22 protein-coding genes are annotated in these 24755 nt (G+C 68.0%); 12 read left to right on the top strand and 10 right to left on the bottom strand.

What is annotated here, in order from left to right:
* Window positions 1-48: 48 nt before the first annotated feature.
* The 7 genes from AC07U0_RS03180 (at window position 49) to AC07U0_RS03150 (ending at window position 9187) form a co-directional block, all read left to right on the top strand.
* Complete coding sequence (locus AC07U0_RS03180; protein WP_494718575.1) at window positions 49-2973, top strand: chemotaxis protein CheW; 2925 nt, start codon at window positions 49-51, stop codon at window positions 2971-2973.
* On the top strand, window positions 2970-3458 hold the full coding sequence (locus tag AC07U0_RS03175) for a chemotaxis protein CheW (protein WP_494718574.1): 489 nt from the start codon (window positions 2970-2972) through the stop codon (window positions 3456-3458). The genes AC07U0_RS03180 and AC07U0_RS03175 overlap by 4 nt, the downstream gene beginning before the upstream one ends.
* Before the next feature lie 34 nt (window positions 3459-3492).
* A complete protein-coding gene (locus tag AC07U0_RS03170) occupies window positions 3493-5094 on the top strand; it encodes a methyl-accepting chemotaxis protein (RefSeq protein WP_494718573.1) in 1602 nt (533 codons plus the stop codon).
* Window positions 5095-5163: 69 nt separating this feature from the next.
* A complete protein-coding gene (locus AC07U0_RS03165; RefSeq protein WP_494718572.1) occupies window positions 5164-6282 on the top strand; it encodes a protein-glutamate methylesterase/protein-glutamine glutaminase in 1119 nt (372 codons plus the stop codon).
* Window positions 6279-7109, top strand: a complete 831-nt coding sequence (locus AC07U0_RS03160) for a CheR family methyltransferase (RefSeq protein ID WP_494718571.1) — start codon at window positions 6279-6281, stop codon at window positions 7107-7109. The genes AC07U0_RS03165 and AC07U0_RS03160 overlap by 4 nt, the downstream gene beginning before the upstream one ends.
* A 96-nt stretch (window positions 7110-7205) precedes the next feature.
* Complete coding sequence (locus AC07U0_RS03155) at window positions 7206-7961, top strand: BLUF domain-containing protein (RefSeq protein WP_494718570.1); 756 nt, start codon at window positions 7206-7208, stop codon at window positions 7959-7961.
* A 137-nt stretch (window positions 7962-8098) separates the two neighbouring features.
* Window positions 8099-9187 carry a branched-chain amino acid aminotransferase gene (locus AC07U0_RS03150; RefSeq protein WP_494718569.1) on the top strand — a complete coding sequence of 363 codons (1089 nt, stop codon included), beginning with the start codon at window positions 8099-8101 and terminating at the stop codon, window positions 9185-9187.
* On the opposite strand, the gene AC07U0_RS03145 is transcribed toward AC07U0_RS03150, so the two are convergent.
* From AC07U0_RS03145 to AC07U0_RS03130, 4 genes are all read right to left on the bottom strand, one after another.
* The gene (locus AC07U0_RS03145) at window positions 9184-10389 is read right to left on the bottom strand and encodes a winged helix-turn-helix domain-containing protein (protein ID WP_494718568.1); all 1206 of its coding nucleotides are present in this window, start codon (window positions 10387-10389) and stop codon (window positions 9184-9186) included. The genes AC07U0_RS03150 and AC07U0_RS03145 overlap by 4 nt on opposite strands.
* A gap of 185 nt (window positions 10390-10574) precedes the next feature.
* Window positions 10575-12536, bottom strand: coding sequence for a sulfate adenylyltransferase subunit CysN (gene cysN / locus AC07U0_RS03140; protein ID WP_494718567.1), 1962 nt, complete (start codon window positions 12534-12536; stop codon window positions 10575-10577).
* Complete coding sequence (gene cysD, locus AC07U0_RS03135; protein ID WP_494718566.1) at window positions 12536-13438, bottom strand: sulfate adenylyltransferase subunit CysD; 903 nt, start codon at window positions 13436-13438, stop codon at window positions 12536-12538. Before cysD ends, cysN begins: the two co-directional genes overlap by 1 nt.
* Window positions 13439-13528: 90 nt before the next feature.
* On the bottom strand, window positions 13529-15241 hold the full coding sequence (locus AC07U0_RS03130; RefSeq protein WP_494718565.1) for a phosphatidylglycerol lysyltransferase domain-containing protein: 1713 nt from the start codon (window positions 15239-15241) through the stop codon (window positions 13529-13531).
* 138 nt (window positions 15242-15379) lie between these two features.
* On the opposite strand from AC07U0_RS03130, the gene AC07U0_RS03125 reads away from it, so the two are divergent.
* Both AC07U0_RS03125 and AC07U0_RS03120 read left to right on the top strand, forming a co-directional pair.
* Window positions 15380-15934 carry a hypothetical protein gene (locus AC07U0_RS03125; RefSeq protein ID WP_494718564.1) on the top strand — a complete coding sequence of 185 codons (555 nt, stop codon included), beginning with the start codon at window positions 15380-15382 and terminating at the stop codon, window positions 15932-15934.
* Between the two features lie 108 nt (window positions 15935-16042).
* Complete coding sequence (locus AC07U0_RS03120) at window positions 16043-16573, top strand: hypothetical protein (protein ID WP_494718563.1); 531 nt, start codon at window positions 16043-16045, stop codon at window positions 16571-16573.
* A gap of 69 nt (window positions 16574-16642) precedes the next feature.
* Here the strand turns inward: AC07U0_RS03120 and AC07U0_RS03115 are convergent, their stop codons facing one another.
* Window positions 16643-16885, bottom strand: a complete 243-nt coding sequence (locus AC07U0_RS03115; RefSeq protein WP_494718562.1) for a GlsB/YeaQ/YmgE family stress response membrane protein — start codon at window positions 16883-16885, stop codon at window positions 16643-16645.
* Window positions 16886-17116: 231 nt separating this feature from the next.
* Here AC07U0_RS03115 and AC07U0_RS03110 point away from each other — a divergent pair, with 231 nt between their 5' ends.
* Together AC07U0_RS03110 and hisN are read left to right on the top strand one after the other, a co-directional pair.
* A complete protein-coding gene (locus AC07U0_RS03110; RefSeq protein WP_207868832.1) occupies window positions 17117-17497 on the top strand; it encodes a helix-turn-helix domain-containing protein in 381 nt (126 codons plus the stop codon).
* A 148-nt stretch (window positions 17498-17645) separates the two neighbouring features.
* Entirely contained in the window at window positions 17646-18431 is a 786-nt protein-coding gene (hisN, locus tag AC07U0_RS03105; RefSeq protein ID WP_494718561.1) for a histidinol-phosphatase, read from the top strand.
* 62 nt (window positions 18432-18493) lie between these two features.
* Here hisN and AC07U0_RS03100 read toward each other — a convergent pair whose 3' ends face one another.
* From AC07U0_RS03100 to AC07U0_RS03090, 3 genes are all read right to left on the bottom strand, one after another.
* Complete coding sequence (locus AC07U0_RS03100; RefSeq protein WP_494718560.1) at window positions 18494-19528, bottom strand: alpha/beta fold hydrolase; 1035 nt, start codon at window positions 19526-19528, stop codon at window positions 18494-18496.
* Window positions 19525-20433, bottom strand: coding sequence for a class I SAM-dependent methyltransferase (locus tag AC07U0_RS03095; RefSeq protein ID WP_494719180.1), 909 nt, complete (start codon window positions 20431-20433; stop codon window positions 19525-19527). The genes AC07U0_RS03100 and AC07U0_RS03095 overlap by 4 nt, the downstream gene beginning before the upstream one ends.
* A gap of 180 nt (window positions 20434-20613) precedes the next feature.
* Window positions 20614-21426, bottom strand: coding sequence for a class I SAM-dependent methyltransferase (locus AC07U0_RS03090; RefSeq protein ID WP_494718559.1), 813 nt, complete (start codon window positions 21424-21426; stop codon window positions 20614-20616).
* A gap of 244 nt (window positions 21427-21670) precedes the next feature.
* On the opposite strand from AC07U0_RS03090, the gene AC07U0_RS03085 reads away from it, so the two are divergent.
* Window positions 21671-22138: an Hsp20 family protein gene (locus AC07U0_RS03085; protein ID WP_494718558.1), complete on the top strand. Its 468-nt coding sequence runs from the start codon at window positions 21671-21673 to the stop codon at window positions 22136-22138.
* Window positions 22139-22202: 64 nt separating this feature from the next.
* Here AC07U0_RS03085 and AC07U0_RS03080 read toward each other — a convergent pair whose 3' ends face one another.
* Together AC07U0_RS03080 and AC07U0_RS03075 are read right to left on the bottom strand one after the other, a co-directional pair.
* Entirely contained in the window at window positions 22203-23453 is a 1251-nt protein-coding gene (locus AC07U0_RS03080) for a pentapeptide repeat-containing protein (protein WP_494718557.1), read from the bottom strand.
* Window positions 23450-24718, bottom strand: coding sequence for a pentapeptide repeat-containing protein (locus tag AC07U0_RS03075; protein ID WP_494718556.1), 1269 nt, complete (start codon window positions 24716-24718; stop codon window positions 23450-23452). Before AC07U0_RS03075 ends, AC07U0_RS03080 begins: the two co-directional genes overlap by 4 nt.
* Window positions 24719-24755 lie beyond the last annotated feature (37 nt).

The following is a 24755-nucleotide window of genomic DNA, read 5'->3' as shown; positions in this document are numbered from 1 at the left end:
TAACAGTGGGGTATCAAGCAATGCGCTTGGTCATTGAGGGGCAGGCGTTTGGACGAGCTGGTCAGCGATTTCATTGCCGAGACGCGCGAAGGGCTGGAAACGCTCGACAGCGAACTGGTGCGGTTCGAGAAGAACCCCGGCGACCCCGAGGTGCTGGGTGGCGTCTTCCGCCTGATCCACACCATCAAGGGGACCTGCGGCTTCCTCGGCCTCATGCGATTGCAGACCGTGGCCCATGCCGCCGAAAATGTGCTGGGTGAATTCCGCGACGGGTCGCTGGCCGTTACGCCTGCGGCGGTTTCGGCCATTCTGGATACGGTCGATCTGATCCGTGATCTGGTCGATGGCCTGGCCCGCACCGGGGTCGAACCGGCGGGCGACGACAGTGATCTCATCGGTCGTCTCGAAAGCGTCCTTGCCGGGGCCGGGGCCGGCGCCGGCGCTACGGCGGACGGTCCGCCCGCCGTTTCCGAAGCGCCCGCCGCCGCGCGCGACACCCGTCCCCTGCTGCAAAGACTGGGCGGGGAGGCGACGCTGGATGCGGCCGTCGAATCCACCCTGTCGCGCCTGCATGCCTGGCCGAGCGTCAGCGCGGTCTTCCTTTCGGTCGATCCCGACCGGCTGCAGGGCGACCTGCGCGCCTGTCTGGTGGCCGGCGCGTCCGGCAGCGCCGCCGCCGTCTCCCTGTCCGACACCGTTCAGTCGCTGGTCCAGGCGCCGGTCGCGTCCGATATCCTCGACGCCCTGATGGACATCATCGTGCTCAGCCTGGCCGAACTGGACATCGACGATGCGTCGCTGGCGGATCTGTCGGCCCTGTTCACCAGCGCGCCGCTTCCTGTCTGCGAGGTTCCGCCGTCAGACCCCGTCGAGGCCCCGGCAGTCCTCGCCGTTGCGGCCGTACCGGCGCAGGCGGCGCCCGCGCCCCGCGCCCGGACCGTGATCCCCGAAGCCTCCGACGTCGAACTGGCCGGTCCGGCCCAGACCATCCGCGTCAGTGTCGACGCCCTCGAACATCTGATGACCGTGGCCAGCGAACTGGTCCTGATCCGCAACCAGCTGATCCAGGTCCTCAGGCTGGATCCCGAAAGCCCGTTCGCGGCGCCGCTCAACCGCCTGAACCAGGTCACGACCGAACTGCAGGAAGGGGTGATGACCACCCGGATGCAGCCGATCTCTGGCGCCTGGGCCAAGCTGCCGCGACTGGTTCGCGACCTGGCGCAGGATCTGGGCAAGTCGATCGAGCTGACGATGCACGGTCAGGAGACCGAGCTGGACCGTCAGGTCCTGGAGCTGATCAAGGATCCACTGACCCACATGATCCGCAACGCCGCGGACCACGGCATCGAGACCCCCGCCGACCGTCTGGCGACAGGCAAGTCAGAGGCGGGACGCATCACCCTGCAGGCCCGCCACGAAGGCGGCGCCATCGTCATCGAGGTGATGGACGACGGCCGGGGTCTGTCGGCGGCGAAACTGCGCGCCAAGGGCGTCTCGCAGGGGCTGATCACCGCCGCCCAGGCGGAGGCCATGTCGGATTCCGAAGCGCGGCACCTGATCTTCCGGCCCGGCTTCTCGACGGCGCCGGAGATCACCGCCGTCTCCGGCCGCGGCGTCGGCATGGACGTGGTCCGCACCAATATCGAGCGCATCGGCGGCGCCATCGAGATGACCTCGACCGAGGGCGCCGGCACCCGTTTCACCATCCGCATTCCCCTGACCCTGACCATCGTCTCGGCCCTGATCGTGGAATGCTGCGGCGAGCGGTTCGCCATGCCCCAGTCCTGCGTCATCGAGCTGGTCAGCGCCAGCGACGGCTCGGGCCGGGTAGTCGAATATGTGGATGACGCTGCCGTTCTGAGACTGCGCGACCGGCTCCTGCCGCTGGTGTCGCTCGGGGCGTTGCTGGGCCTGCCCGCCAATGCCGAGGTGACCGGCGAATCCTGCATCGTGGTGGCCCAGGTCGGGGCCTTCACCTTCGGGGTCATCGTCGACCGGGTGTTCGATACCGAGGAGATCGTGGTCAAGCCGGTGGCCTCGGTCCTGCGCCATCTGAAGCTCTATTCCGGCGCGACCATCCTGGGCGACGGTTCGGTGATCCTGATCCTGGACTTCAAGGGCATTTCTCAGGAGGCCGGCGCGCAGCAAAGCGCGGACGGCGCCCGTGACGAGCTCGAGATGGCGGCATCGACATCGATGGAGCGCACCGCGCTCCTGACCTTCCATGCCGGCGACGCCACGCCGCGCGCCGTGCCCCTGTCGCGCGTCGCCAGGATCGAGGAACTGCTGTCGCATCAGATCGAGACCGTGGAGGGGCGAACGGTCATCCAGTATCGCGGCGGCCTGATGCCCGTGGTCGATGTCGATGCGCGGCCCGTCCAGCCCTGGACGGGGGAGACGACCCGACCGCTGCTGGTCTTCGCCCGCGGCGAACACGCTATCGGCCTGCTGGTCGACGAGATCGTGGACATCGTCGAAGACGAACCGGCGAAGGCCGGCGATGCCGATACCGCCGGCCTGATCGTCGCCGGCCGCGCCACCGAGATGGTCGATATCGACCGCTACTGGGGCGACGCGCCCGCCGCGTCGCGAACCGGCTCTGGCACGAAGATCACCGCCCCTGTCGCGGGACTGAAACGGCTGCTGCTCATCGACGACAGTCCGTTCAGCCGCCTGCTGCTGCAACCCCTGCTGGCCCAGTCCGGCTATGAGGTGGTCGTCGCCGAGGGCGCCGTCGAGGCCCTGACCTTCTATGAGGCGGGCGAACAGTTCGACCTGATCATGGCCGAGACCGATCCCCAGGGGGAGGAGGCCCGTCGCTTCGCTCACGCCTTCGGCAAGGCGACCCGTTGGCACGCCACGCCGCTCATGGGCCTCTCGCTGCAGGGCCGCGATCGCGGCGTCGCGCAGTTCGACGGCTCGCGCCTGCTCGACGCCGTCAACTCGGCCTTCAACACGAGGCAAGCCGCATGACCGCTTCCGATCCCGGCCTCGTTTCCCTCTCGTCCGGAACGGGCGACACCGAAGGTCTCGTCTCCATCCGCGTCGGCGCCCAGACCTTTGGCGTCCCGGTGCTCAAGGTCCAGGACGTCATCGCCCAGACCACCATCAATCGCGTGCCCCTGGCCCCGCCCGAGGTCGCCGGATCGCTGAACCTGCGCGGCCGGATCGTCACCGCCGTCGACATGCGCCTGCGTCTGCGCATGGCGCCGCGTGAGGCCGGGGAGGGCTTCATGTGCGTGATCGTCGAGCGCGGTGGCGAGCTCTACGCCCTTCTGGTGGACGACGTCGGCGACGTCCTGTGGCTGCCGCCCGAGACGCGCGAGACCCCGCCCGTGACCCTGTCCAACCGGTGGCAGTCCGTCTGCACCGGCCTGTACCTGCTCGAGACCGAGCTCCTGATCGTGATGGACATCGACCAGGTGCTGACGCTCGCGCCCGTTCCCATCGCCGCCTGATCCTCACACTGAAATTTCTTCAAAGGACAACGACATGCCCAGCAGCAACGCGGCCCTGAAAATCGACTCCGAGGCCGAGGAGTTCGACCTCCTGTTCCAGGACTACCGCGGCAAGGTCGCCGCCATCGAGCGGTCGCAGGCCGTGATCGAGTTCGAACTGGACGGCAAGATCACCACCGCCAACGAGAATTTCCTGACGGCCCTCGGCTACTCCCTGTCGGAAATCCAGGGGCAGCATCACTCGATGTTCGTCGACGCCGCCGAGCGTTCGGGCCCTGAGTATCAGGCGTTCTGGTCGCGTCTGGGACGGGGTGAGTTCGACGCCGGACAATACAAGCGCATCGGCAAGGGCGGTCGCGAGATCTGGATCCAGGCCAGCTACAACCCGGTCTTCGACGCCGACGGCAAGCCGGTGAAGGTCGTCAAGTTCGCCACCGACATCACGGCCCAGAAGGTTCAGGCCGCCGACTACGAGGGCCAGCTGGACGCCATCAGCAAGGCACAGGCGGTCATCTCCTTCTCGCTGGACGGCAAGATCCTCGACGCCAACGAAAACTTCCTGGCCGTGTTGGGCTACAGCCTCGATGAGATCCGCGGCCAGCACCACTCGATGTTCGCTGAGCCGGCCTATCGCCAGAGCCCCGAGTACCAGGCCTTCTGGGCCAAGCTGGGTCGTGGCGAATACGACTCCGGCCAGTACAAGCGCGTCGCCAAGGGCGGGCGCGAGGTCTGGATCCAGGCCAGCTACAACCCCATCCTCGATCTGAACGGCCGCCCCTACAAGGTCGTGAAATACGCCACCGACATCACCGCCCAGCGCGACCAGCGCAAGCTGGCCGAACGGGTCGGCGAAATCTCCAACATCGTCGCCTCGGCCGCCACCCAGATGCAGGCGACCGCTGAATCCATGGCCCGCTCGGCCGAGGACGCCACCCGTCAGGCCGGCGCGGTCTCCTCGGCCGCCCAGGTCGCCTCGGCCAACGTCCAGACCGTCGCGGCGGCGGGCGAGGAACTGTCGGCCTCGATCAACGAGATCGCCCGTCAGGTCGCGGAATCGACCAGCATCACCCGTCAGGCCGTGTCCGAAACCGACAAGACCAGCGCCGCCATCCAGTCCCTGGCCGAGGCCGCCCAGAAGATCGGCAACGTCGTCACCCTGATCAATAACATCGCGGGCCAGACCAAGCTTCTGGCCCTCAATGCGACCATCGAGGCGGCGCGCGCCGGCGATGCGGGCAAGGGCTTCGCGGTCGTGGCGTCGGAGGTGAAGAGCCTGTCGGACCAGACCGCCAAGGCGACCCAGGAAATCTCGTCCCAGATCACGGCCATGCAGGCCGCGACCGCGACCTCCGTCGGCGCCATCCAGGGCATCGCGGGCACGATCAACAAGGTCGCCGAGATCGCCGCCGCCATCGCCAGCGCGGTCGAGGAACAATCGGCCGCGACCGGCGAAATCTCCGCCAGCGTTGTCGAGGCCGCGGCCAGCACCCGCGAGGTGACCACCAACATCATCGGGGTCAACGAGGCCATCGCCCAGACCAACACCGCCTGCGGCGAGGTCACCACCTCCTCGGGCGAGCTGTCGGTCCAGGCCGAGGCCCTGCGCCGCGAGATGGACGCCCTGCTGGCCGCCTGACCCGGCGCCTGATCTTCCCGGCCGGGGCGCTGTGTCCCGGCCGGTCCTGCTTTCCCGAGGTATAAGACTGTGACTTTAGCCAGCCCGGCCATGACGACGGAGGCTTCGGCCATCCGGGTCATGGTCGTCGACGATTCCGCCGTGGTCCGGGGAATGATCTCGCGTCAGCTCGGCGCCGATCCCGAGCTGACGGTGGTGGCGACGGCGGCCAACGGCGAGCTGGCCCTGGCCGAGCTGGACCGGCGGCCGGTCGACGTCGTGGTGCTGGATATCGAGATGCCGGTGATGGACGGGATGGCCGCCCTGGCCGAGATGCGTGCCCGTCATCCGACGGTGAAGGTGGTCATGGCCTCGACCTACACCCGCCGCAACGCCGAGATCAGCCTTAAGGCCCTGCGTCTGGGCGCCGGCGACTATGTGGCCAAGCCGGAGACCGGCTTGGGCGCCGCCGAGGCCTTCCAGCAGGAGCTTCTGGCCAAGGTGAAGGCGCTGGGCCGGGCCCGGGCCCGCGCGCCTCAAGCCCCGTCGGCCTCTCTCCCACCCGCGCCCGTAGCCATTGTCCCGGCGGCCCCGACACTCCGTCCGCACACCGGCAAGTTCGTCCGTCCGGCGGTCGTCGCCATCGGGGCCTCGACCGGCGGCCCGCCGGCGCTGCTCAAGGTGTTTGAGGCGATCCGGGGTTCAGTAGAGCAGCCGATCCTTCTGACCCAGCACATGCCCGCCGCCTTCACCGGGCCGTTCGCCGAACAACTGGCCCGGGCAGGAGACCGCCCTTGCGCCGAAGCCGTCGACGGTGAGCCCGTCCTGCCCGGCCGCTGCTACGTCGCCCCGGGCGGCTGGCACATGACGGTCGAAAGCCCGGGCATCGGCGTTCCGCCCGTCATCCGCCTGAACCAGGAGGCGCCCGAGAATTTCTGCCGTCCTGCCGTCGATCCCATGCTGCGCAGCATCGCCCGGGTCTATGGCGCAGCCGTCGTCACCCTGATCCTGACGGGCATGGGGGCGGACGGCGCCAAGGGCGTCGACGCCATCGCCAGGGCCGGCGGCCGCGTCGTGGCCCAGGACGAGGCCACCAGCGTGGTCTGGGGCATGCCCGGCGCCGTCGCCGCCACGGGCCTGGCCGAAACCCTTCTTCCCCTCGACGAGGTCGGCCCCTGGCTGGTCCGGATCTCGGAGCAACGCGCATGACCGGCCCTGATTTCGATTACTTCTGCAAGCTGATGCGCGACCGGTCCGGTCTCGTCCTGTCCGCGTCCAAGGGCTATCTGGTGCGCGGCCGGCTGGAGCCCGTGGCGCGGGCCGCGGGTCTGGCCGACGTCGAAGCCCTTCTGGCGAAGCTGCGCTCGGGCGCGCCCGACGATCTGATCCGCCAGTGCGTGGACGCCATGGCGACACACGAGTCCTCCTTCTTCCGCGACGGGGCGCCCTTCGAACAGCTCGGCAAGACCATCCTGCCCGCGCTGATCGCCCAGCGCCGTGCCTCGCGGCGGTTGCGGATCTGGTGCGCGGCCTGTTCCAGCGGCCAGGAGCCGTGGTCCGTGGCCATGATCCTGAAGGAAAACCCCCAACTGGCGGGCTGGAACCTCGAGATCGTCGCGACCGACATGTCCGAGGCTATCCTGAGCAAGGCCCGCAACGCCCTGTACAGCGATTTCGAAGTTCGTCGCGGTCTCGCGCCCGAGCGTCTGGCCCGCTGGTTCCAGCCCGAGGACGGCGAGTGGCGTGTCCTACCCGTGCTGAGGGAAATCGTTTCGTTCCGGCCCCACAACCTGCTGCAAGGGGTGTCGGGGCTCGGCGTTTTCGACGTCATTCTGTGCCGCAATGTGCTCATCTACTTCGATGTGGAGCGCAAGCGGGAGGTGTTCGTCCATCTGCATCGCGCCCTGGCGGACGATGGAATCCTGTGTCTCGGCAGCTCGGAGACGGTGCTCGGCGTCGTTGAAACCTTCCTCCCGGCCGAAGGGGCGAGGGGCTTGTATTGCAAGGCCGATCAACGTCACGCGGTGGCGTCGTAAATGGTTCCCGTAAGGCGTGTTTGTCAAAAAACGATCATATCTCAGAATTGAAACGGCCGTGTTATTGCGTCGCAGTCTCTCTCCCCCGGAGCCAACGTGTACGTCGATGAATATTCAATCAGTGGTGAGCAGGTCCGCGCGGCCCGCGCCCTGCTGAGGGTCGATCAGAAGCAGATCGCGCTCGCCGCCGGCGTCAGTCTTGAGACGATCAAGAGGCTCGAGGCGGTCGAAGGACCGATCAACGTGACCTCCCGGACGCTGTCCGCCCTGCGCAACGCCTTCCTGAAGTTCGGGGTCGTCTTCGATGGCCGCGAGGATGCCGACCTGGCGGTCGGATGGGCGCGGCGCGACGTGGGCTCCATGCTGCGCCCCGTCGTACCGCGGTCGCGACGTCCGCGGGCCGAACCGGTGGCCCTGACGCGCCTTCTGTTCTGGAGCAAACTTCCCACTGACACCGGTATCGACGCGGGCCTGGGCAAGGGGCCCGGGCAAGGCGGCGTTCCCCGCTGGCTGAAGCAGCAACTGAAGGCCGACGTCACCGGCGCCGAGCTCGAACACGCCGGCTATCGGATGCAGGCTCTGGAAGGCCCGACGGATGTGGTGCTGGCCATGTTCGAGTCCATTCGCGACGAGGGCGTCCATGACGAAGCGACCCTGATCCAGTCGCGTACGGTGACGGGTCGGCTGTTCGACACCTGGAGCGTGCTCAGCGACGACCCGCATATGGTCGAAGACATCCTGTTCAAGGATGTCGGTATGAGCGGCCGGTTTCATCCCCGGGACCTTTCGCCCGCGGCTGTCCTGGGACTGTTCATCCTGTTGCTGGTCGCCCAGGCGCCCCACCGACGGTAACGACGGCCTTTCGCCCCAAGGCTGCGCGTCAGGATCGTCGAAAGAATCGACCTTGGCGGTAAAAACCGGCTAGTTGTCGTGGCTGTGCGCGGGTATTCCATGCGCGCCCAAGCTCCTCTGCCGCGAGAGACCGCCTCATGACCGCCGCCTTCACCCGCGTCCCCCATCCTTCGCTGGTCACCGCCGCCGATCGCGCCGTGCTCATGGAAGATCCGGGCTTCGGCCGGGTGTTCACCGACCATATGGTGACCATCCGCTACACGGCGGGTCAGGGCTGGCACTCGCACAAGGTCGAGCCGCGCGGTCCGATCCCGCTCGATCCCGCCGCCTCGGTCCTGCACTACGCCCAGGAAATTTTCGAGGGCATGAAGGCCTACAAGACCGACGATGGCCGCGTGGCCCTGTTCCGCCCCGAGCAGAACGCCCGCCGCTTCGCCGCCTCGGCCGAGCGTCTGGCCATGCCTGTCCTGCCGGAAGACCTGTTCCTCGAAGCCGTCGCCGAACTGGTCAAGACCGACGCCGACTGGATCCCGGAAGGCGAGGGCAGCCTCTATCTGCGCCCCTTCATGATCGCGACCGAGGCCTTTCTCGGCGTGCGCGCGGCCAATGAGTATCTGTTCGTCGTCCTGGCCTCGCCCGTCGGCGGCTATTTCAAGGGCGGCAAGAACAGCGTCACCATCCGCGTTTCCGAGCACTACACCCGCGCTGCACGCGGCGGCACCGGTGCGGCCAAATGCGGCGGCAACTACGCCGCCAGCCTGATCGCCCAGGCCGAGGCCGTGGCCAACGGCTGCGACCAGGTCGTCTTCCTCGACGCCGCCGAGGGCAAGTGGATCGAGGAACTGGGGGGCATGAATGTCTTCTTCGTCTTCAAGGACGGCTCGCTGCAGACGCCGCCGCTGGGCGGCACCATCCTGCCGGGCGTGACCCGCGCCTCGATCATCCAGTTGGCAAGGGACGCGGGCGTCACCGTGCGTGAGGCGCCCTACGCTTTCGAACAGTGGCGTGCCGATGTGGCCTCGGGTGAGGTCGTCGAAGCCTTCGCCTGCGGCACCGCCGCGGTCCTGACGGCCATCTCGAAAGTGGTCGCGCCGGACGGCGACTTCGTCATCGGCGACGGCAAGCCCGGCCCGGTGACTACCGACATGCTGGGCAAGCTGGTCGGCATCCAGCGCGGCCGTGTCGCCGACCCTCATGGCTGGGTTCAGACGATCATCGAAGCCTAGGTCGTTTCAAACCGAAGCGCTTCCGAAAGGGCGGCCGAAAGGTCGCCCTTTTCCATGACCTCGACCCGTTCCAGCCCCAGCCAGCCGGCCATGGACCGCAGCTGTTCGGCGAGGATGCGCGGCGTGTCGGCATCGGCGTCCGGCTCGCGCCACGCCGCCTGAACCAGCAGCGCCGAGCCCTTGCGGTCGCTTTTCAGATCGACCCGGGCGGTGATGGCCTCGTCCTGCAGCAGGGGAAGGACGTAGTAGCCGTGCTCGCGCTTGTGGGCCGGTGTGTAGATTTCCAGCCGGACCCGCACCCCGAACAGCCGCTCCGTCCGCTCGCGGAACCAGATCAGATTGTCGAACGGCGACAGCAGGGCCGCGTCTTCGATGCGGCGGGGTTTGCGCACGGCGGGGTCGAGGAAGGCCGGCTTGTTCCAGCCCCTGACGGTCACCGGGATCAGTTCGCCCGCCTCGACCAGTTCATGGATCCGCGCCCGGCTGTCGGCGAGCGGCAGGCGGAAATAGTCGCGCAGGTCGGCGGCGGTGGCGATCCCCATGGCCCGGGCCGAGATCCGGACCAGTTCGCGCTGGGCGTCCTCGGGGCTCGGCGTCGGCGCCTCTACCACGGCACGGGGCAGGGCGCGCTCGGGCAGGTCATAGACGCGCTCGAAGCCGCGCCGGGTCAGGGTGGTGATACGACCGGTCCAGAACAGCCATTCCAGCGCCCGCTTGCCGTCCGACCAGGACCACCAGCCGGGCGCGCCCCGCGGTCCCTCGGCGAAGTCCCCGCCTGTGACGCCGCGCCGTTTGCCGATCTCGGTCAGGATGCCGTCGACATAGTCGCTTTTCTCATGGCCGAACCGGGCGATGGAGCCCCAGATGCCTTCCCCGGCCTCGGCCGCCGCCATCCGCCAGCGGAACAGGGGCTGGGCCTCGACGGGCAGAAGCGACGCCTCATGCCCCCAGTATTCGAACAGGCTGCGCTTCTTCCCCCAGGCCTCGCTCTCCAGCACTTCGCGCGGATAGGCACCCAAACGCGAGAAGGCGGGTAGATAGTGGGTGCGGGTCACCACATTGACACTGTCGATCTGGATGACGCCGAGCTTGCGCGCCGCGCGGCGAAAGGCGGCGGCGTTCAGGGCACCCGGTGTGGTCCCGAACCCCTGTGCGGCCAGGGCGATGCGGCGGGCCTGGGCGGCGGAGAGGGTTTCGGTCATCTGGCGCTCCGCGACTCGGTCCGACAGTGAACGACAGACGGCCCTGGAACGCAAAGGGAACGGCGACGCTTGCGATCCGGTCCATCGTGCATAGATGGGTTACGGACGCTTCGGCGTCCCACCCTCCTTCCAGGGTGTTTCCTCCCAAGAAAACTTCGGCCGTGTCGTCTGACGCGGCCTTTTTTCTAGACCCCGCCGCCCTCGGAGAACTCCGGATCGGGTCGCAGATAGCCGCCCTTACGCAGGCGTTCCACGATCATCTCCGCCGCCTGTTCCGGTGTCATCGAGGCCGTATCGACCACGATCTCGGAGCTTTCCGGCGCCTCATAGGGGCTATCGACCCCGGTAAAGTTCTTGAGCGCGCCCGATCGGGCCTTGGCATAGAGGCCCTTGACGTCGCGCGCCTCGGCGACGGCCAGGGGCGTGTCAACATGGACCTCGAAGAACTCGCCCGGCCCCAGCAGTTCGCGCGCCAGCCGCCGCTCTGAGCGGAAGGGCGAGATGAAGGCGGTCAGGACGATCAGGCCGGCGTCCAGCATCAGCTTCGCCACCTCGCCCACGCGGCGGATGTTCTCGACCCGGTCGGCGTCGGTGAAGCCGAGGTCGCGGTTCAGGCCGTGGCGGACATTGTCGCCGTCCAGCAGATAGGTGTGCTTGCCCTCGAAGCGCAGTTTCTTCTCGACCAGATTGGCGATGGTCGACTTGCCCGCACCCGACAGGCCGGTGAACCAGATCACCGCCGGCTTCTGACCAAGATCCGACGCGCGCGAGGCCTTGGTGACATCCAACGCCTGCCAGTGGATGTTTTGGGATCGGCGCAGGGCGAAGCGGATCATCCCCGCCCCGACGGTGGCGTTGGTCATCCGGTCGATCAGGATGAAACCGCCGGTATCCGGAATATCCGTATACGGATCGAAGCCGATCGGCCGGTCGAGCGACAGGTTGCAGACGGCGATGCCGTTCAGCGGAAGGGACTTCGCGGCTCGTTCTTCGAGGGTGTTGACGTTGATCTCGTGCTTGATCTCGGTGATCTGGGCCGAAACCGTCCGGGCGCCGATCTTGAGCAGATAGGGGCGGCCGGGCAGCAGGGGCTCGTCGGCCATCCAGACGAGGGTAGTCTCGAACTGGTCGGCGACCTCGGGGGCCGAGGTCGCGGCGGCCAGGATGTCCCCGCGCGAGCAGTCGACCTCGTCGGTCAGGGTCAGGGTCACCGACTGTCCGGCGACGGCCTGATCCAGATCGCCGTCTCTGGTCACGATCCGCGCGACGGTCGAGGTCCGGCCCGAGGGTTCGACCCGCACCGCGTCGCCGGGTTTGACCACGCCCGAGGCGATCAGACCCGAGAAGCCGCGGAAGTCGAGGTTGGGCCGGTTGACCCACTGGACCGGCATGCGGAAGGGTTTCGACTGCAGCCGGTCGGCGTCCAGCTCGACCGTCTCCAGATGCTCCATCAGGGCGGGGCCGGCGTACCAGGGGGTGGCGTCGCTCTTCGCCGCGATATTGTCGCCGGCCAGGCCCGACAGCGGAATGGCCAGCACGTCCTTCAGTCCGACCTGCGCAGCGAAGGCCGCATAGTCGGCGACGATGGCATCGAAGACCGACTGGTCATAGCCGACCAGATCCATCTTGTTCACCGCCAGCACCACATGGCGGATGCCCATAAGGGAGACGAGGAAACTGTGCCGCCGGGTCTGGGTCAGGATTCCCTTGCGCGCATCCACCAGAATGACGGCGAGGTCGGCGGTCGAGGCGCCGGTGACCATGTTGCGGGTGTACTGCTCATGCCCCGGGGTGTCGGCGACGATGAATTTCCGCCGGTCGGTGGCGAAGAAGCGGTAGGCCACATCGATGGTGATGCCCTGTTCCCGCTCGGCGGTCAGGCCGTCGACCAGAAGGGCGAAGTCGATGTTCTGGCCTTGCGTCCCGACCCGTTTCGAATCCGCCTCCAGCTGCGCCAGCTGGTCCTCGAAGATCTGGCGCGAGTCATAGAGCAGCCGCCCGATCAGGGTCGACTTGCCGTCGTCTACTGAGCCACAGGTGATGAAGCGCAGCAGGGACTTGGTCTGATGAGCCTTCAGATAGGCGTCGATGTCCTGTTCGATCAGGTCCGACGGCTTGTAGGCTTGGGTGACGCTATCGAGGGGCATCAGAAATAGCCCTCCTGCTTCTTCTTCTCCATCGACCCAGCCTGGTCGTGGTCGATGGCCCGGCCCTGACGCTCCGAGGTCGTGGTCAGCAGCATTTCCTGAATAATGGCCGGCAGGGTGTCGGCGGTGCTCTCGACCGCCCCCGTCAGGGGGTAGCAGCCCAGGGTCCTGAACCGCACTGACTTCATTTCAGGCGTCTCGCCCGGCCTCAGCGGCATCCGGTCGTCATCGACCATGATGATCTGGCCATCCCGCTCCACCACGGGCCGCTCGGCGGCGTAGTAGAGCGGCACGATCGGGATGTTCTCCAGATGGATGTATTGCCAGATGTCCAGCTCGGTCCAGTTGGAGATCGGGAAGACGCGGATGCTCTCGCCCGGGCTCTTGCGCGCATTGTAGAGCTTCCACAGCTCGGGCCGCTGCGCCTTGGGGTCCCAGCGGTGGCCTGCCGAGCGGAAGGAGAAGATGCGCTCCTTGGCTCGCGACTTCTCCTCGTCGCGCCGCGCCCCGCCGAAGGCCACGTCGAAGCCGTGCAGGTCCAGCGCCTGCTTCAGCCCCTCGGTCTTCCAGAGATCCGTGTGCAGGGCTGAGCCGTGGTCGAACGGGTTGATGCCCTTCGCCAGCGCTTCCGGGTTCTGATGCACCAGAAGCTCGAAACCCAGCTCCTTCGCCATCCGCTCGCGCATCTCGTACATGGCGCGGAATTTCCACGTCGTATCGACGTGCAGCAGGGGGAAGGGCGGGGGTGAGGGCCAGAAGGCCTTGGCCGCCAGATGCAGCATCACCGCCGAGTCCTTGCCCACGGAATAGAGCATGACCGGGCGCTCGGCCTCGGCGACGACCTCGCGCAGGATGTGGATGCTCTCGGCCTCCAGTCTCTGGAGGTGGGTCAGGGTCGGCAAGGCGAAGTCCTCGGTACTTGAGGGGGCGACATAGCCGGGCTGCCCCCTCGTTCCCTCACGAAATAAGCTGAAGCCAGACCCTAGGGATGCTTATCGCGGCTTTTGTCGGGCCTCAGGTTTCGCACTGTTTCCGAGCCCGAACATTCCCGGCCAGCCGCCGCTGGTCAGCAGGGCGACGTCCAGCAGGGCGAGCGGCAGGGGTGTCGACACCGGGGCGGCGATGAAGCGGGCGCGCCAGTCGGGGGCGAACTTCGACTTGTAGCTGCGCAAGCCCTGGAAGCCGTACAGGGCGCCGCCCTCCTCGAACACCAGGGCGCCGACGCGGGCGAAGACCGGGGCCAGCCGGCGGTCCTCCAGCCCGGCCAGAGGCGCCATGCCCAGATCGAAGGCCTCGAATCCTTCTGCCGCCGCCCACTGGATGGCGCGGATGAACAGATAGTCCATCACCCCCGGAGGCGCGTCGGGCAGGTGGCGCATCAGGTCGATGGCGACCTCTCGCTCATCGCCCTCGCCGGGCAGCAGGTTGGCGAAGGCCACGATCCGTCCCTCCGGCGCCGCCTCGGTGGTCTGGCGCACCACAGCCAGTGGCGTCAGGTCCAGATAGGCGAGGTCGAAACGGCCCAGCGAAAAGGCCTTTTCCGCCCCATTGTGATCCGCAAGCCATGCGTCCGACACAGCCTTCAGTTCGTCAGCGATGGCGCTCGCTGATCCGGCGGGCCGGACTTCGAAGCTCGCCCCCTCGCGCTCGGCCCGATTGATGGCGGTGCGCAGGTTCTGCTTGGACTTGCCCTCCAGCGAGAAGTCCGCGACCGGCACCACGGCGGTCTCACCCACCTTGCGCATGGCCAGACCCATGGTCGCCAGATCGGCCAGCACGCCTTCGCCGACCGAATAGAAGACGGCGGACCCGCCATAGCTGTCGGCCAGTTCGGCGAAGGCCCAGAGCAGGTCCTGCCGCTCGCTCCTCAACCCGGCAGGTTCGCCCATGGCGATCCAGCGCCGCCCGCGTACGCGGTAGGCCAGGAAGCTGCGGCCTGAGGGGCTGAACAACAGGGTCTTGTCACCCAGGGTGGCCAGCCAGGCCTCGGGCGTGGCGTGGTCCGCCTCCGCCAGCGCGGCCAATGCCTTCGCCCGGTCCTGCGGATCGGCGAGCCGCCGCCGTCCCGATCCGGGCGAGGACAACAGGGACACCGCGGCGATGGCGAGGGTCAGGATCGCCAGGATCGCCGCCGCCCTCAGGAAGCCCGAAGCCTCGCGGTCGGTCAGGAAGCTCCACCACAGCTGGTCGGTATAGTCGACGTCGCGATAGGCGAAGAAGCCGAGCCAGATGGCCGCGATCACCGCCGTGGTCAGCAGGATCAGCCAGCCGGGCCGCAAGGGCTCGACCAGTCGCGATCGCCGGTTGAAGGCCGTGCGGCAGGGGATCAGCAGGGCGGCGATGATCGCCAGAGCCAGGGCCTCTTCCCAGTCCAGACCCTTGAGCAGGGAGAAGACCACGCCGGCGCCCATGCCCGCCAGGGCGGTCCAGTAGGCGCCGCGCCTGCGCCGCCACAGACCGGCCGAGAGCAGCAGCAACAGGAAGCCGACCACGCTGGCGGCGAAATGGGACAGTTCGATCAGCACCGGCGACACCGATCCGCTCAGGGCGCGCAGGCGGTCGGAGAAGGCCGGGGTCACCGCCGAAATGATCATCAGGGCGCCGACCGCGAAGACGGCCACGGCAAAGATCTGGGGCGTCGCCTCCTTGGCCAGGCCCGCAAGGCGGCGGGCGACGCCGCGTCGCGGTTCAACTTCGGTGCTCATCCCGACCTGATGCCACGATCCCGTGAATCGTCCAATCGTGTCGGCTCCGGGGTCATTTCTGGGCAGTGGAAACAATCAGAAACATTGCGAGTTTGTAATCCTGCGGCGCCCCGGCCGCGCAGATTTCGGAGAACGGACATGATCCGCAAGACCGCCCTTCTGACTGGTATCGCTGGCCTGATGCTGGCTGCCCCTGCCGCCTTCGCCCAGGACGCCCAACCGGCTCCGGCCCCCACGCCCGCTCCGGCGGCGGCGCCCGCCCCGGCTCCCCAGTCCCAGCCCGGCACCCTGTCGCTGCAGCCCGGCTCTGACGTCAAGGGCTCCGACGGCGCTGTCCTCGGCAAGCTCGAAGGCGTCCGCAACAATGACGCTGGCGCCCAGGAATTGACCGTGCGCGGCGCGGACGGCCAACTGAAGGGCGTGCCGCTGGCGGGTCTGAAGCCCGAAGGTGCTGGCGTGACCGTCGGCTGGACGACGGCCGAGTTCACCGCCGCCCCGGCCATCCCGGGCGCCCCCGACGCGGCGTCGTCCTCGGCTCCGGCCTCGACCGAAGCCCCGGCTCAGCCCGCCCCGGATTCGGCCTCGCCTGAAGCCACGCCGACTACGACGGAAGCTCCGGCGACCGAGCCGACCCCGACCGAAACCCCGGCCCCGGAAGAACCGGCCGCCCCGCCGGTCCAGCCGCAAGGCTGATCTCCGGTTGATCTGACTTCAGATCGTTAACCCATTGAAACGCGCCGGTCTCCGGCGCGTTTCTTTGTATCGGCGCCCTCTAGGCGTCCAATAGTGAGGAAGCAAAAAATGCGTACCCTTCTTTTGACCACTGCGGCCGCCGCCCTTGCGATCGCTCTTCCGGCCTCGGCCCAGGTGCTTGGCGGGACCGTCGGCGCCACTGTCGGCGCGGGCGTAGGCCTGCCGCAGACCGCCCCGATCACCGACCAGGTCGGATCGACCGTGCGCGGCGCCACCGACATGACCCGCAGCACCGTGCGTGACACCACGCGTGAGGCCCGATCGGCCGCGAGCAGCGCCGCCAATACCTCCGCCTCGGCCTCGGTCCAGTCGGACACCCAGGTCGCCGCCGATGGTAACGGCGCCGACGCCAGCCTGAACATCTCGACCGGCGCCATGGTCCACGGCTCCGACGGCAATATGTTGGGTTCGGTCGTGCGGCTGACCCGTAACTCGGCCGGCCGTGTCGAGAGCTTCGTGGTCCGCTCGGCCGACGGGACCCTGCGCTCGGTTCCGGCCTCGGGCGCCAGTGTCCAGGGCGATGCGGTCGTCACGGCCTGGAGCTCCGGCGAGTTCAATCGCGCGCCGCCGGTTCAGTAAGATCGCCTTTCCGGCATGAAGAAGGGGCGGCCCGTGAGGACCGCTCCTTTTTGCCGTCTGACGTTTGGGTCAGGCGCGACGCTTGACCAGACCCAGCAGGAACAGCAGCAGACAGGCGCCGAGCGTGGCCACGATCGTCGAACCGATCCACCCGCCCCACGAGAAGCCCAGCGCCCCCGCGATCCAGCCGCCCAGAATGGCGCCCAGGATGCCGACGACCAGATTGGTCAGCAGGCCGTGGTTCCGGCCCATGATCTTTTCGGCAAGGAAGCCGGCGATGATGCCGACGATGATCCAGAAGATAATGCTCATTGAAACCTCCTCCAAAGCTTGACTGCTCTGGCGACGAAAACTCCTGTGGCGCGTGGAAGTTGCGTCTCGCGATTGGGACAGGCGGCCGCGCCGTGCCTCCTTAGTCTGCGCCCATAAAACGTTCGCCGAACGCGGCTACTCCCTCACTTGGGGAAAGCGGCACATCGTTTGCGGCGATCAAGGCGAGCCGTTCCATTTCGGGACAGCCCGCCAAACGGGGAATATGGGGCCATGGCCACCGACATCGATCTTCACCTGGGCCGCCGCCTGCGTCGCCGCCGTCGCCTGCTGGGCCTGACGCAGCAACAGCTGGCGCTGCAAGTCGGCATCCGCTTCCAGCAGATCCAGAAGTATGAGTGCGGCGCCAACCGCATCTCGGCCGCCCGCCTGTGGCAGCTGGCCGAGGCGCTGGAATCGCCGGTCAACTATTTCTACGACGGCCTGACCGAAGCCATGGAACGCAAGGAAGCGGCCGGGGCCAACGGCGGCGAGATGTTTTCCCGCAAGGAGACCCTCGACCTGATCCAGGCCTATTACCAGCTCGGCGAGCGCCCGCGCCGCCGTCTGCTGGATCTGGCCAAGTCTCTCCACGCCGAAGAGCCGGCGGCCTGAGGCCGTCGTGAGCGCTCCGGGTTCGGGGGCGAGCGGCGAGGGCTGAGTATTGCAGACCCGGCGGCGGCCCTTGGGGGAGGACACCGGCGACCGGGCGGGGTAGAGGTCATCGCGACCCTGACCCCTCAAGACTCGGCGCTCGCCCCTCATGACCGAATTCGAAGCCTTCGCCGTCGAACTGGCCCGTGAAGCGGCCGGTGTGACCCTGCCTTTCTTCCGCGGCGACTATGCCGAGGAGAACAAGGCCGGACCCGGCGCCTTCGACCCGGTCACCCAGGCGGACAAGGACGCCGAGGCCGCCATTCGCCGCCTGATCGCCGCCCGCTATCCCGATCACGGGGTCATCGGCGAGGAATATGGCGAGGATCGTCCGGATGCGGAGCATGTCTGGATTCTTGATCCCATCGACGGCACCCGCGCCTTCATTTCCGGCCTGCCGCTGTGGACCACCCTGATCGGCCTGCGGGTCGCGGGGACGCCGTCTGTCGGCGCGATTTCCCAGCCCTATCTCGGCGAACTGTTTCTGGGTGGCCCTTCGGGGGCCGTGCTGATGAGCCGGGGGCAGACGAAGCCGATCAAGACCCGCGCCTGCGAGCGCCTGACCGATGCGGTGATTTCAACCACCGATCCTGAAATCTTCACCGGCTCGGAACTGGGCGCCTGGACCCAGGTGCGGGCCGCCGCGCGCCTCGCCCGCTACGGCTGCGACGCCTATGCCTATGCGATGGTGGCGGCCGGACGCATGGATCTGGTCGCCGAAACCAGCCTGAAGCTGTGGGACTGGTCGGCCCTGATCCCGGTGGTCGAGGCGGCGGGCGGCGAGGTCACGAACTGGCGCGGCGAACCGGTCGACGGCACAGGCCAGATCCTCGCCGTCGGCGACGTCCGCATCCGCGAACAGGCGCTGGTCACGCTGAAACGCGCGGCGCTCTAGCTAAAACAACACAGAACACGCTCAAGCAGCGAGCGACCGCGTCGCTCGCGGTAGCGCCCTGACTATGCCGCGCCGACTTCGACGTCGTCGGGCTGGGGCAGGGGACGCAGGTCCTGGGTCGGGGCGACATAGTCGGCCATGGCGTCGAATTCGCTGAGGAAATGCGCCCTCAGGTCGTCCGTCTCCATGATGATCTCGTGCTTGGCGCCCGGGACCTCGACATAACGGCCGCGGCCCAGACGTTTGGCCGCCCATTTGTTGGTCTGTTTCCAGACGCGATCATCCTCGCCAGCCTGGACGAAGGTGCAGGGAATCTTGACGTTCTTCAGCGCCTTGGGCTTGAGCGCCCGCTCGCCGGCGTCGAGACCGAAGGCCAGCCAGCCCCAGGTCGGGCCGCCCACTGCGAGATGCGGGCAGGCGTAAAGCTGCTGCCGCCACAGTTCGTAGCGGGTCTCGTCCGTGGTCAGGGCGTCCTTCTCGAAGGTGTGGTCGAAGGGATCGTCCGGATCGTCCAGAACGAAATCCCCGGCCTTGCCGTGACGCAGGTTCCAGCGCACGGCCAGCTTGACCGACCACATCGAGCGCTTGCCCGTCTTGATACGGAGCATCGGGCCCGAGAGCACCGCGCCCGAGAACCGCTCTTCGCCGTTTTCCAGCGTCAGCAGGTTGAGGGCCGCGCCCATCGAATGGCCGACCATGATCCACGGCTTGGGCGCTCGGGCCTCAAACGCATCGAGCAGGCGGTGATAGTCGTCAAGGAACTCCTCGACCGCGCGGGCATGGCCCTTCAGGCGGTCAGGCAGCAGGCGGGCCGACAGGCCCTGGCCACGCCAGTCGTGGGCCAGGACGCAGAAACCGCGCGCCAGGAAATTGCCGATGACTTCGAAATATTTCTCGATCGGTTCGGTGCGGCCGGGCGACAGGATGACGGTTCCGCGCGGCTTGGCGGCGACCAGGGCCGAGGGCGTCCAGAAGGCGGCGCGCAGCCGCAGGCCGCCGGCTCCACGGAACCAGTCGCCCTGGCCTCCGGGCGGCGACGAGGCGCCGGGCACGCCCATCAGCGGGGCGTTGGCGGCGAAGGCTTGGGCGCGGTTCACTCAGGTTTCCTGAACTTCAAGGTCATGCGGTCGCTCTCGCCGATCGCATCGTATTTGCTGCGATCGAACGTTGGATCGGGCGCTTTCCCCTGCGGGGCCGTGAGGCTTTGCGGGGGCAGGGTTCCGACACCGAACGGATGATCCTTGGTATCTGTTTCATTCGCGTTGATTTCTGACGACGCGACGAAAACAAATCCGGCCTCGGCGGCCAGCTGTTTGACGAAGGCTTCCTGCACATAGCCGTTGGCGGCGGCGGGATCCTGATCCTCGTCCGGGGCCAGACGATGCTGTTCGATGCCCAGAACCCCGCCGGGCCTCAGGGCCTGGAAGGCGTCGGCGAAGGCCTTTTCGGCGATACCGGTGGCCATCCAGGCATTGATGTTGCGCATGAACAGGACGAGGTCCGCCGTGCCCGGAGGGGCCACATCGCCCGACGACGGTCCAAATGCGGAGAATTTGATGTCGCCGTACAGCTTCTTGTCGGCGGTGAAGCGGGTTTGGTAGTTGGCCATCAGGGCCGCCTGGGCCGGATCGGCCCCAGGCCCGGTGCTGAAGCCCGCCGCGAAATAGGTCCCGCCGCCGCGCGACAGATAGGGGGCCAGGATTTCGGTGTACCAGCCGCTGCCGGGCCAGAAGTCGACCACGGTCATGTTCGGCTGCAGGCCGAAGAAGCGCAGCGTCTCCATCGGATGGCGCCAAGGATCGCGCGTGCGGTCGGCGGCGCGCCAAGGGCCCTGGATCGCCCATTCCAGAGAGCCTTCGGGCGGGCCGGCCGGAGCGGTCGGCGCGGGCGTCTCGACCTTGGGCGCGGGCTTGGGTTTGCGGTCGCAGGCGGCCAGTCCCAGCGGCGCGACGGCGACGCAGGCGCACAGGCCCGCCAGCAGGGATCGACGCGATCCCGTCATCGCCTGTGGTTTCCGCTCGGACGGCTCGCGTTTCTGCATACGGGTCTCCCGCCGAGCCGCCCCCAAACCTTGCGGTCCTGAACCTTGCGGTCCTGCTCGGGTTGAACGGGCTTAACGAGCTTCGTGGCGGTCGTCAAAGCCGCACGCGAAGGCGTGATCGCCGCCTTGGGGACGGTCGTCTCAGAACGGCTTTCGGAAGCGCAGGGTCATGCGGTCGCTCTCGCCGATGGCGTCCAGCGCGGCCCGTTGATCCGGGGTCAGGGCGCCGGTTCCATCGCGCGCCTGCGACTGGCGAACGGGCGGCAGGCTCCAGACGCCGAACGGATGGTCGTGGTCGTCCTTCGGGTTGGCGTTCACCTCGCTGCGCGCCTCCAGCACGAAGCCGGCGGCCTGGGCCGCGCGGATGACGTAGCTTTCGGGCACATAGCCGGTGGGGGCTGTGGTCGCGACGTTCAGGCCCTCGGCGCTGCGGTGCTGTTCGACGGCCAGAATCCCGCCGGGCTTCAGGGCCTTGAAGAAGGCCGCCAGATAGGGCTCGGTGCGGCCGTCGCGGGACCAGTTGTGGAAGGCGCGGGCCACCACGACCATGTCGGCGGTCCCGTCGGCGACGCCCATTCCCTCCAGTGGCTTGTTGACCGGAACATAGGTCCCGCCGGTCGCGGCGGCATAGGGTTCCAGGATGTGACGCCACCAGCTGGCCGAGCCGGGCTCGATCTCGATCACCGTCAGGCCGGGCGTCAGGCCCCAGAAGGTCAGGGTCTCAAGCGGATGGCGCTGACCGTCGCGGGCGACATCGGCGGCGGGACGGGTGGCCGCTCCGATCGCGGATTGCAGCGCCTCGTCCTCCTGCAGCACGGGCGGGGGCATGGCGGCCCGACGGGCGGCGCGCTGGGCCGGGGTTTCGCCGACGCTCGGCGCGTCCTGCGCCAGAACCGGAGCCGCCATCCCCACGAGAGGCAGGGCGGCCGAGAGGGCGAGGGCGATCAGGCGCATGGTCGTCTCCAGAAGGGTCCCGCCATCCCTAACGGCTCGGGTGGCCGAAGCAAGGCGACGAAACGTCCGGAAATCCGTCCCCCTTGCGCGTCCGAAACCGCATCCCACATCGGTAACCGAAGGCGCCGATCACCGGGCCTTCTCAGACCCTCGGGGCCCGACAGGGACCGCGGACCTGACCACCCACCGCCTTCCCGGGCAAAACGCGGGAAGGTTCAGTCTTGCTGATCATCAGGAGATCGACATGCGTACCATCGACTTCACCCCCCTCTATCGTTCGGCCGTCGGCTTCGACCGTCTGGCCCGTCAGCTGGAAAGCGCCGCGCGCACCAGCGAAGCCGCCGGCTGGCCGCCCTACAACATCGAGACGACTGCCGAGAACGAATACCGCGTCGAGATCGCCGTCGCCGGCTTCAAGCCGGAAGAGCTGAACATCGAGGTCAAGGAAAACCTGCTGACCGTCACCGGCCGCAAGACCGCCAATGACGATACGGCGCCGCAGAAGACCTATCTGCACCGCGGCCTGGCCGAGCGCGACTTCGAGCGCCGCTTCCAGCTGGCCGACTATGTCGTCGTGACCGACGCCAACCTGGACAACGGCCTGCTCGCCATCAGCCTGAAGCGCGAACTGCCCGAGGCCCTCAAGCCCCGCCGCATCGAGATCGGCACGGCCAAAACCCCGCTGATCGAAGGCGAAGCCGCCGCCGCGTAAGCGACAGGCCGTTAGTCAAAGAGCGGAAAGGGCGGCGCGTTGCGTCGCCCTTTTTGCTGTGAGGTCAGGCGGCCTCGACGGATGCGATGCCGTTGGAGTGATCCACCCGGGCGTCCTTGAAAGTGACCCCGGTCAGGACCGCACCGCGCAGATCGGCGCCCGAAAGGTCGACGCGGTCCATACAGGCGCGGTTCAGATCGGCGTTTCGCACACAGGCGTAGCGCAGGCGACTGTCGGCCAGGGTCGAGGGCAGGGAGCGGCCGCCGCCCATCGGCAGCGGGCTCAACTGGGCGCCGGTCAGATTGGCCTTGTTGAGCAGGGCCCCGACCAGACGCGCGCCGCGCAGATCCGCACCGGACAGGTCTGCGCCGCGCAGATCGGCCTTTTCAAGATTGGCGCCCTGAAGCGCGATTCCCTTCAGATCCATCCCGACCATACAGGCGCCCCTTGCGCTCAGGGCAGGCAGCTTGAGCGAGTTCAGCCGCGTGCCGAGGGCGCGCAAATCCTCGCCGTCGAACACCGCAGGCGTGCCCAGCACCCCACCGCTCTCGGCCCAGGCGTTTGCGTCCAGCGCCAGGGACATCAGGGTCTCGGCCCGTTCGACCGCCGCCGCCGTCGGGGTTCTCAGGGTTCCGGACAGATCGGTCTTGTCCAGCCGGGCGCCTTCCATCTTGACGCCCGACAGGTCGGCGCCGATCAGTCGTGCGCCGGCGAGGTTGGCGCCCGAGACCTGGGCGTTCTCCAGCATGGCGCCGGACAGGTCGGCGTCCTTCAGATTGGCGCGGGTCAGGACGGCGCCGCGCATCGAACAGTCGGTGAAGTCGGCCTTGTGGGCGCTGACCCCGTCGAAGCGCGAGCCGTCCAGGGTGGCCCCGGCGAAGCTGGCTCCGTCGGCCAGGCCGGTGCGCTTCTCGTGCTTGACCTCGGACAGGCCCTGCGTCGCGTGCGGGACGGCGATGACGCCCTCGCGGAAGTCGGCCTGGGTCAGGTCGGCGTTTTCCAGACTGGCGCCCTGAAGGCAGACGCCGCGGATGTCGGCGCGGATCAGGACGGTGTCGGACAGATCGGCGCCGCGCAGGTCGCAGCCGAACAGGATGGCCCGTTCCATCCGCGCGCCCTTGAGCTTCGCGTTTTCCAGCGAGGCGCCGGTGAAGTCGGCGTCGTCCAGCAGGCGGCCACGCAGGTCCAGCCCGTTCAGGTCCATGAATTTCAGCGACAGCCGTCGGCCGTTGGCCTTGCCCTCGACGAAGCGGGCGTGGGCGGCCATCAGCACGTCCAGATCGCCCTGGGGCAGTTTGCGGCGGGCCACGGTCATGCGGCGTGGTCCTTGGGATCGTAGCCGCGTGTCCCGATCAGGGTCGCGCCGGTGAAATCGGCGAGCCTGGCGTGGGCGCCGTGCAGGCTGGCCCGGCTGAGATCGGCGTCGCACAGGATGGCGCGGCGCAGGTCGGCGCCCGAAAGGTCGGCGCCGCGCAGCGAGGCGCCGGTGAGGTCGGCGGGCAGCAGACGGTCGGGCCCCAGCATCAGCGGCCCCAACTGGGCCTCGCGCAGATCCGCCCCGCCCAGACGCGCGCCCGTCAGCCGGGCCCCGCGCAGGTCCGCGCGCCGTAGCTTGGTCGAGCGCAGATCGGCGCCCTGGAGCTGGGCGCCCTGGAGCTGAACCCCCTCCATGTCGAGGCCGTAGAAGACACCGCCCTTGGCCGACAGGGCCGTCAGGTTCAGGCCGGTGATCGAGCCCAGACCGCGCAGGTCGACACCGTCGAACACCGAGGGTTGACCCTTGGCGCCGCCGCTTTCGCACCAGATCGCGTGTTCATGCAGCATGTCGGCGGCGGGCATTTTGGCGACGGGAGCGCCGGCCGAGGCCTTGTCGGTCAGGGCGCCCTCCATATTGGCGCCGTCGGCGCGCCACATGGTGGCGGTGATGCCCACGAGAACCGCGTCGCGCAGGTCGGCGCCGGTGAGGTCCGCGCCCGACAGGTCGGCGCCGGCCAGATCCGCGCCGCGGAAATTGGCCGACTTCAGATTGGCCCGGACCAGCTTGCAGTCCTTCATGATGGCGTCGGAGAAGTCCGCCGACTGGGCCGCGACGCCCGACAGGCGCGACCGCTGCAGATTGGCGCCGGCCAGACAGGCGCCCTGGGCTTGGGTCTGGTTGCGCTTTGGCTCGACGATGCGGAAACCGTCCTTGGCGTTGGCGGTGGCCAGGGTGCCTTCGCGCAGATCGGCCTCGAACAGGTCGGCGCCCGACAGGTCCGCGCCGCGCAGGCAGGCGCCGCGCAGGTCCGCGCGCCTCAGGCTGGCGTCGACCAGAATGGCTTCCTGCATGTCGCTGCCGAAGAAGGTGGCGTTGTCGAGCTTGCAGCCGGTGAGATCGCAGCCGCGCATCTCGGCGGCGGAGAAGTCGGCGTCGGTGAGGTTGCGGCCGCTGAGGTCGAGGCCCGACAGATCCATCCAGGCGAAAACCGCGCGCGCGCCGCCCGGCCGCGCCTGCCACAGGCGGTCGTGTCGGGCGCAGATGACGTTCAGCTCTTGCTGGCTGATCCGCTTGCGAAGTTGGTCCTCGGACAGGGCTCCCATGGCGCCCAATATCCGCTCGCCCGCTTAAGGAAGCCTT

The sequence above is a fragment of the Brevundimonas sp. GW821-FHT02A10 genome (assembly GCF_059422025.1).
The sequence above is the reverse complement of the archived record's forward strand: the minus strand, read 5'-3'. Positions and strand labels throughout refer to the sequence as shown.

What these genes read in the sequence shown, in the direction of transcription:
- AC07U0_RS03125 (WP_494718564.1), top strand. Translation starts at nt 15,380, where the DNA reads ATGATCCGCAAGACCGCCCTTCTGACTGGTATCGCTGGCCTGATGCTG.
- AC07U0_RS03130 (WP_494718565.1), bottom strand. Translation starts at nt 15,241, where the DNA reads ATGAGCACCGAAGTTGAACCGCGACGCGGCGTCGCCCGCCGCCTTGCG.
- AC07U0_RS03085 (WP_494718558.1), top strand. Translation starts at nt 21,671, where the DNA reads ATGCGTACCATCGACTTCACCCCCCTCTATCGTTCGGCCGTCGGCTTC.
- AC07U0_RS03120 (WP_494718563.1), top strand. Translation starts at nt 16,043, where the DNA reads ATGCGTACCCTTCTTTTGACCACTGCGGCCGCCGCCCTTGCGATCGCT.
- cysN (WP_494718567.1), bottom strand. Translation starts at nt 12,536, where the DNA reads ATGCCCCTCGATAGCGTCACCCAAGCCTACAAGCCGTCGGACCTGATC.
- AC07U0_RS03145 (WP_494718568.1), bottom strand. Translation starts at nt 10,389, where the DNA reads ATGACCGAAACCCTCTCCGCCGCCCAGGCCCGCCGCATCGCCCTGGCC.
- AC07U0_RS03175 (WP_494718574.1), top strand. Translation starts at nt 2,970, where the DNA reads ATGACCGCTTCCGATCCCGGCCTCGTTTCCCTCTCGTCCGGAACGGGC.
- AC07U0_RS03170 (WP_494718573.1), top strand. Translation starts at nt 3,493, where the DNA reads ATGCCCAGCAGCAACGCGGCCCTGAAAATCGACTCCGAGGCCGAGGAG.
- AC07U0_RS03110 (WP_207868832.1), top strand. Translation starts at nt 17,117, where the DNA reads ATGGCCACCGACATCGATCTTCACCTGGGCCGCCGCCTGCGTCGCCGC.
- AC07U0_RS03115 (WP_494718562.1), bottom strand. Translation starts at nt 16,885, where the DNA reads ATGAGCATTATCTTCTGGATCATCGTCGGCATCATCGCCGGCTTCCTT.
- AC07U0_RS03080 (WP_494718557.1), bottom strand. Translation starts at nt 23,453, where the DNA reads ATGACCGTGGCCCGCCGCAAACTGCCCCAGGGCGATCTGGACGTGCTG.
- hisN (WP_494718561.1), top strand. Translation starts at nt 17,646, where the DNA reads ATGACCGAATTCGAAGCCTTCGCCGTCGAACTGGCCCGTGAAGCGGCC.
- AC07U0_RS03090 (WP_494718559.1), bottom strand. Translation starts at nt 21,426, where the DNA reads ATGCGCCTGATCGCCCTCGCCCTCTCGGCCGCCCTGCCTCTCGTGGGG.
- AC07U0_RS03150 (WP_494718569.1), top strand. Translation starts at nt 8,099, where the DNA reads ATGACCGCCGCCTTCACCCGCGTCCCCCATCCTTCGCTGGTCACCGCC.
- AC07U0_RS03160 (WP_494718571.1), top strand. Translation starts at nt 6,279, where the DNA reads ATGACCGGCCCTGATTTCGATTACTTCTGCAAGCTGATGCGCGACCGG.
- AC07U0_RS03075 (WP_494718556.1), bottom strand. Translation starts at nt 24,718, where the DNA reads ATGGGAGCCCTGTCCGAGGACCAACTTCGCAAGCGGATCAGCCAGCAA.
- AC07U0_RS03095 (WP_494719180.1), bottom strand. Translation starts at nt 20,433, where the DNA reads ATGACGGGATCGCGTCGATCCCTGCTGGCGGGCCTGTGCGCCTGCGTC.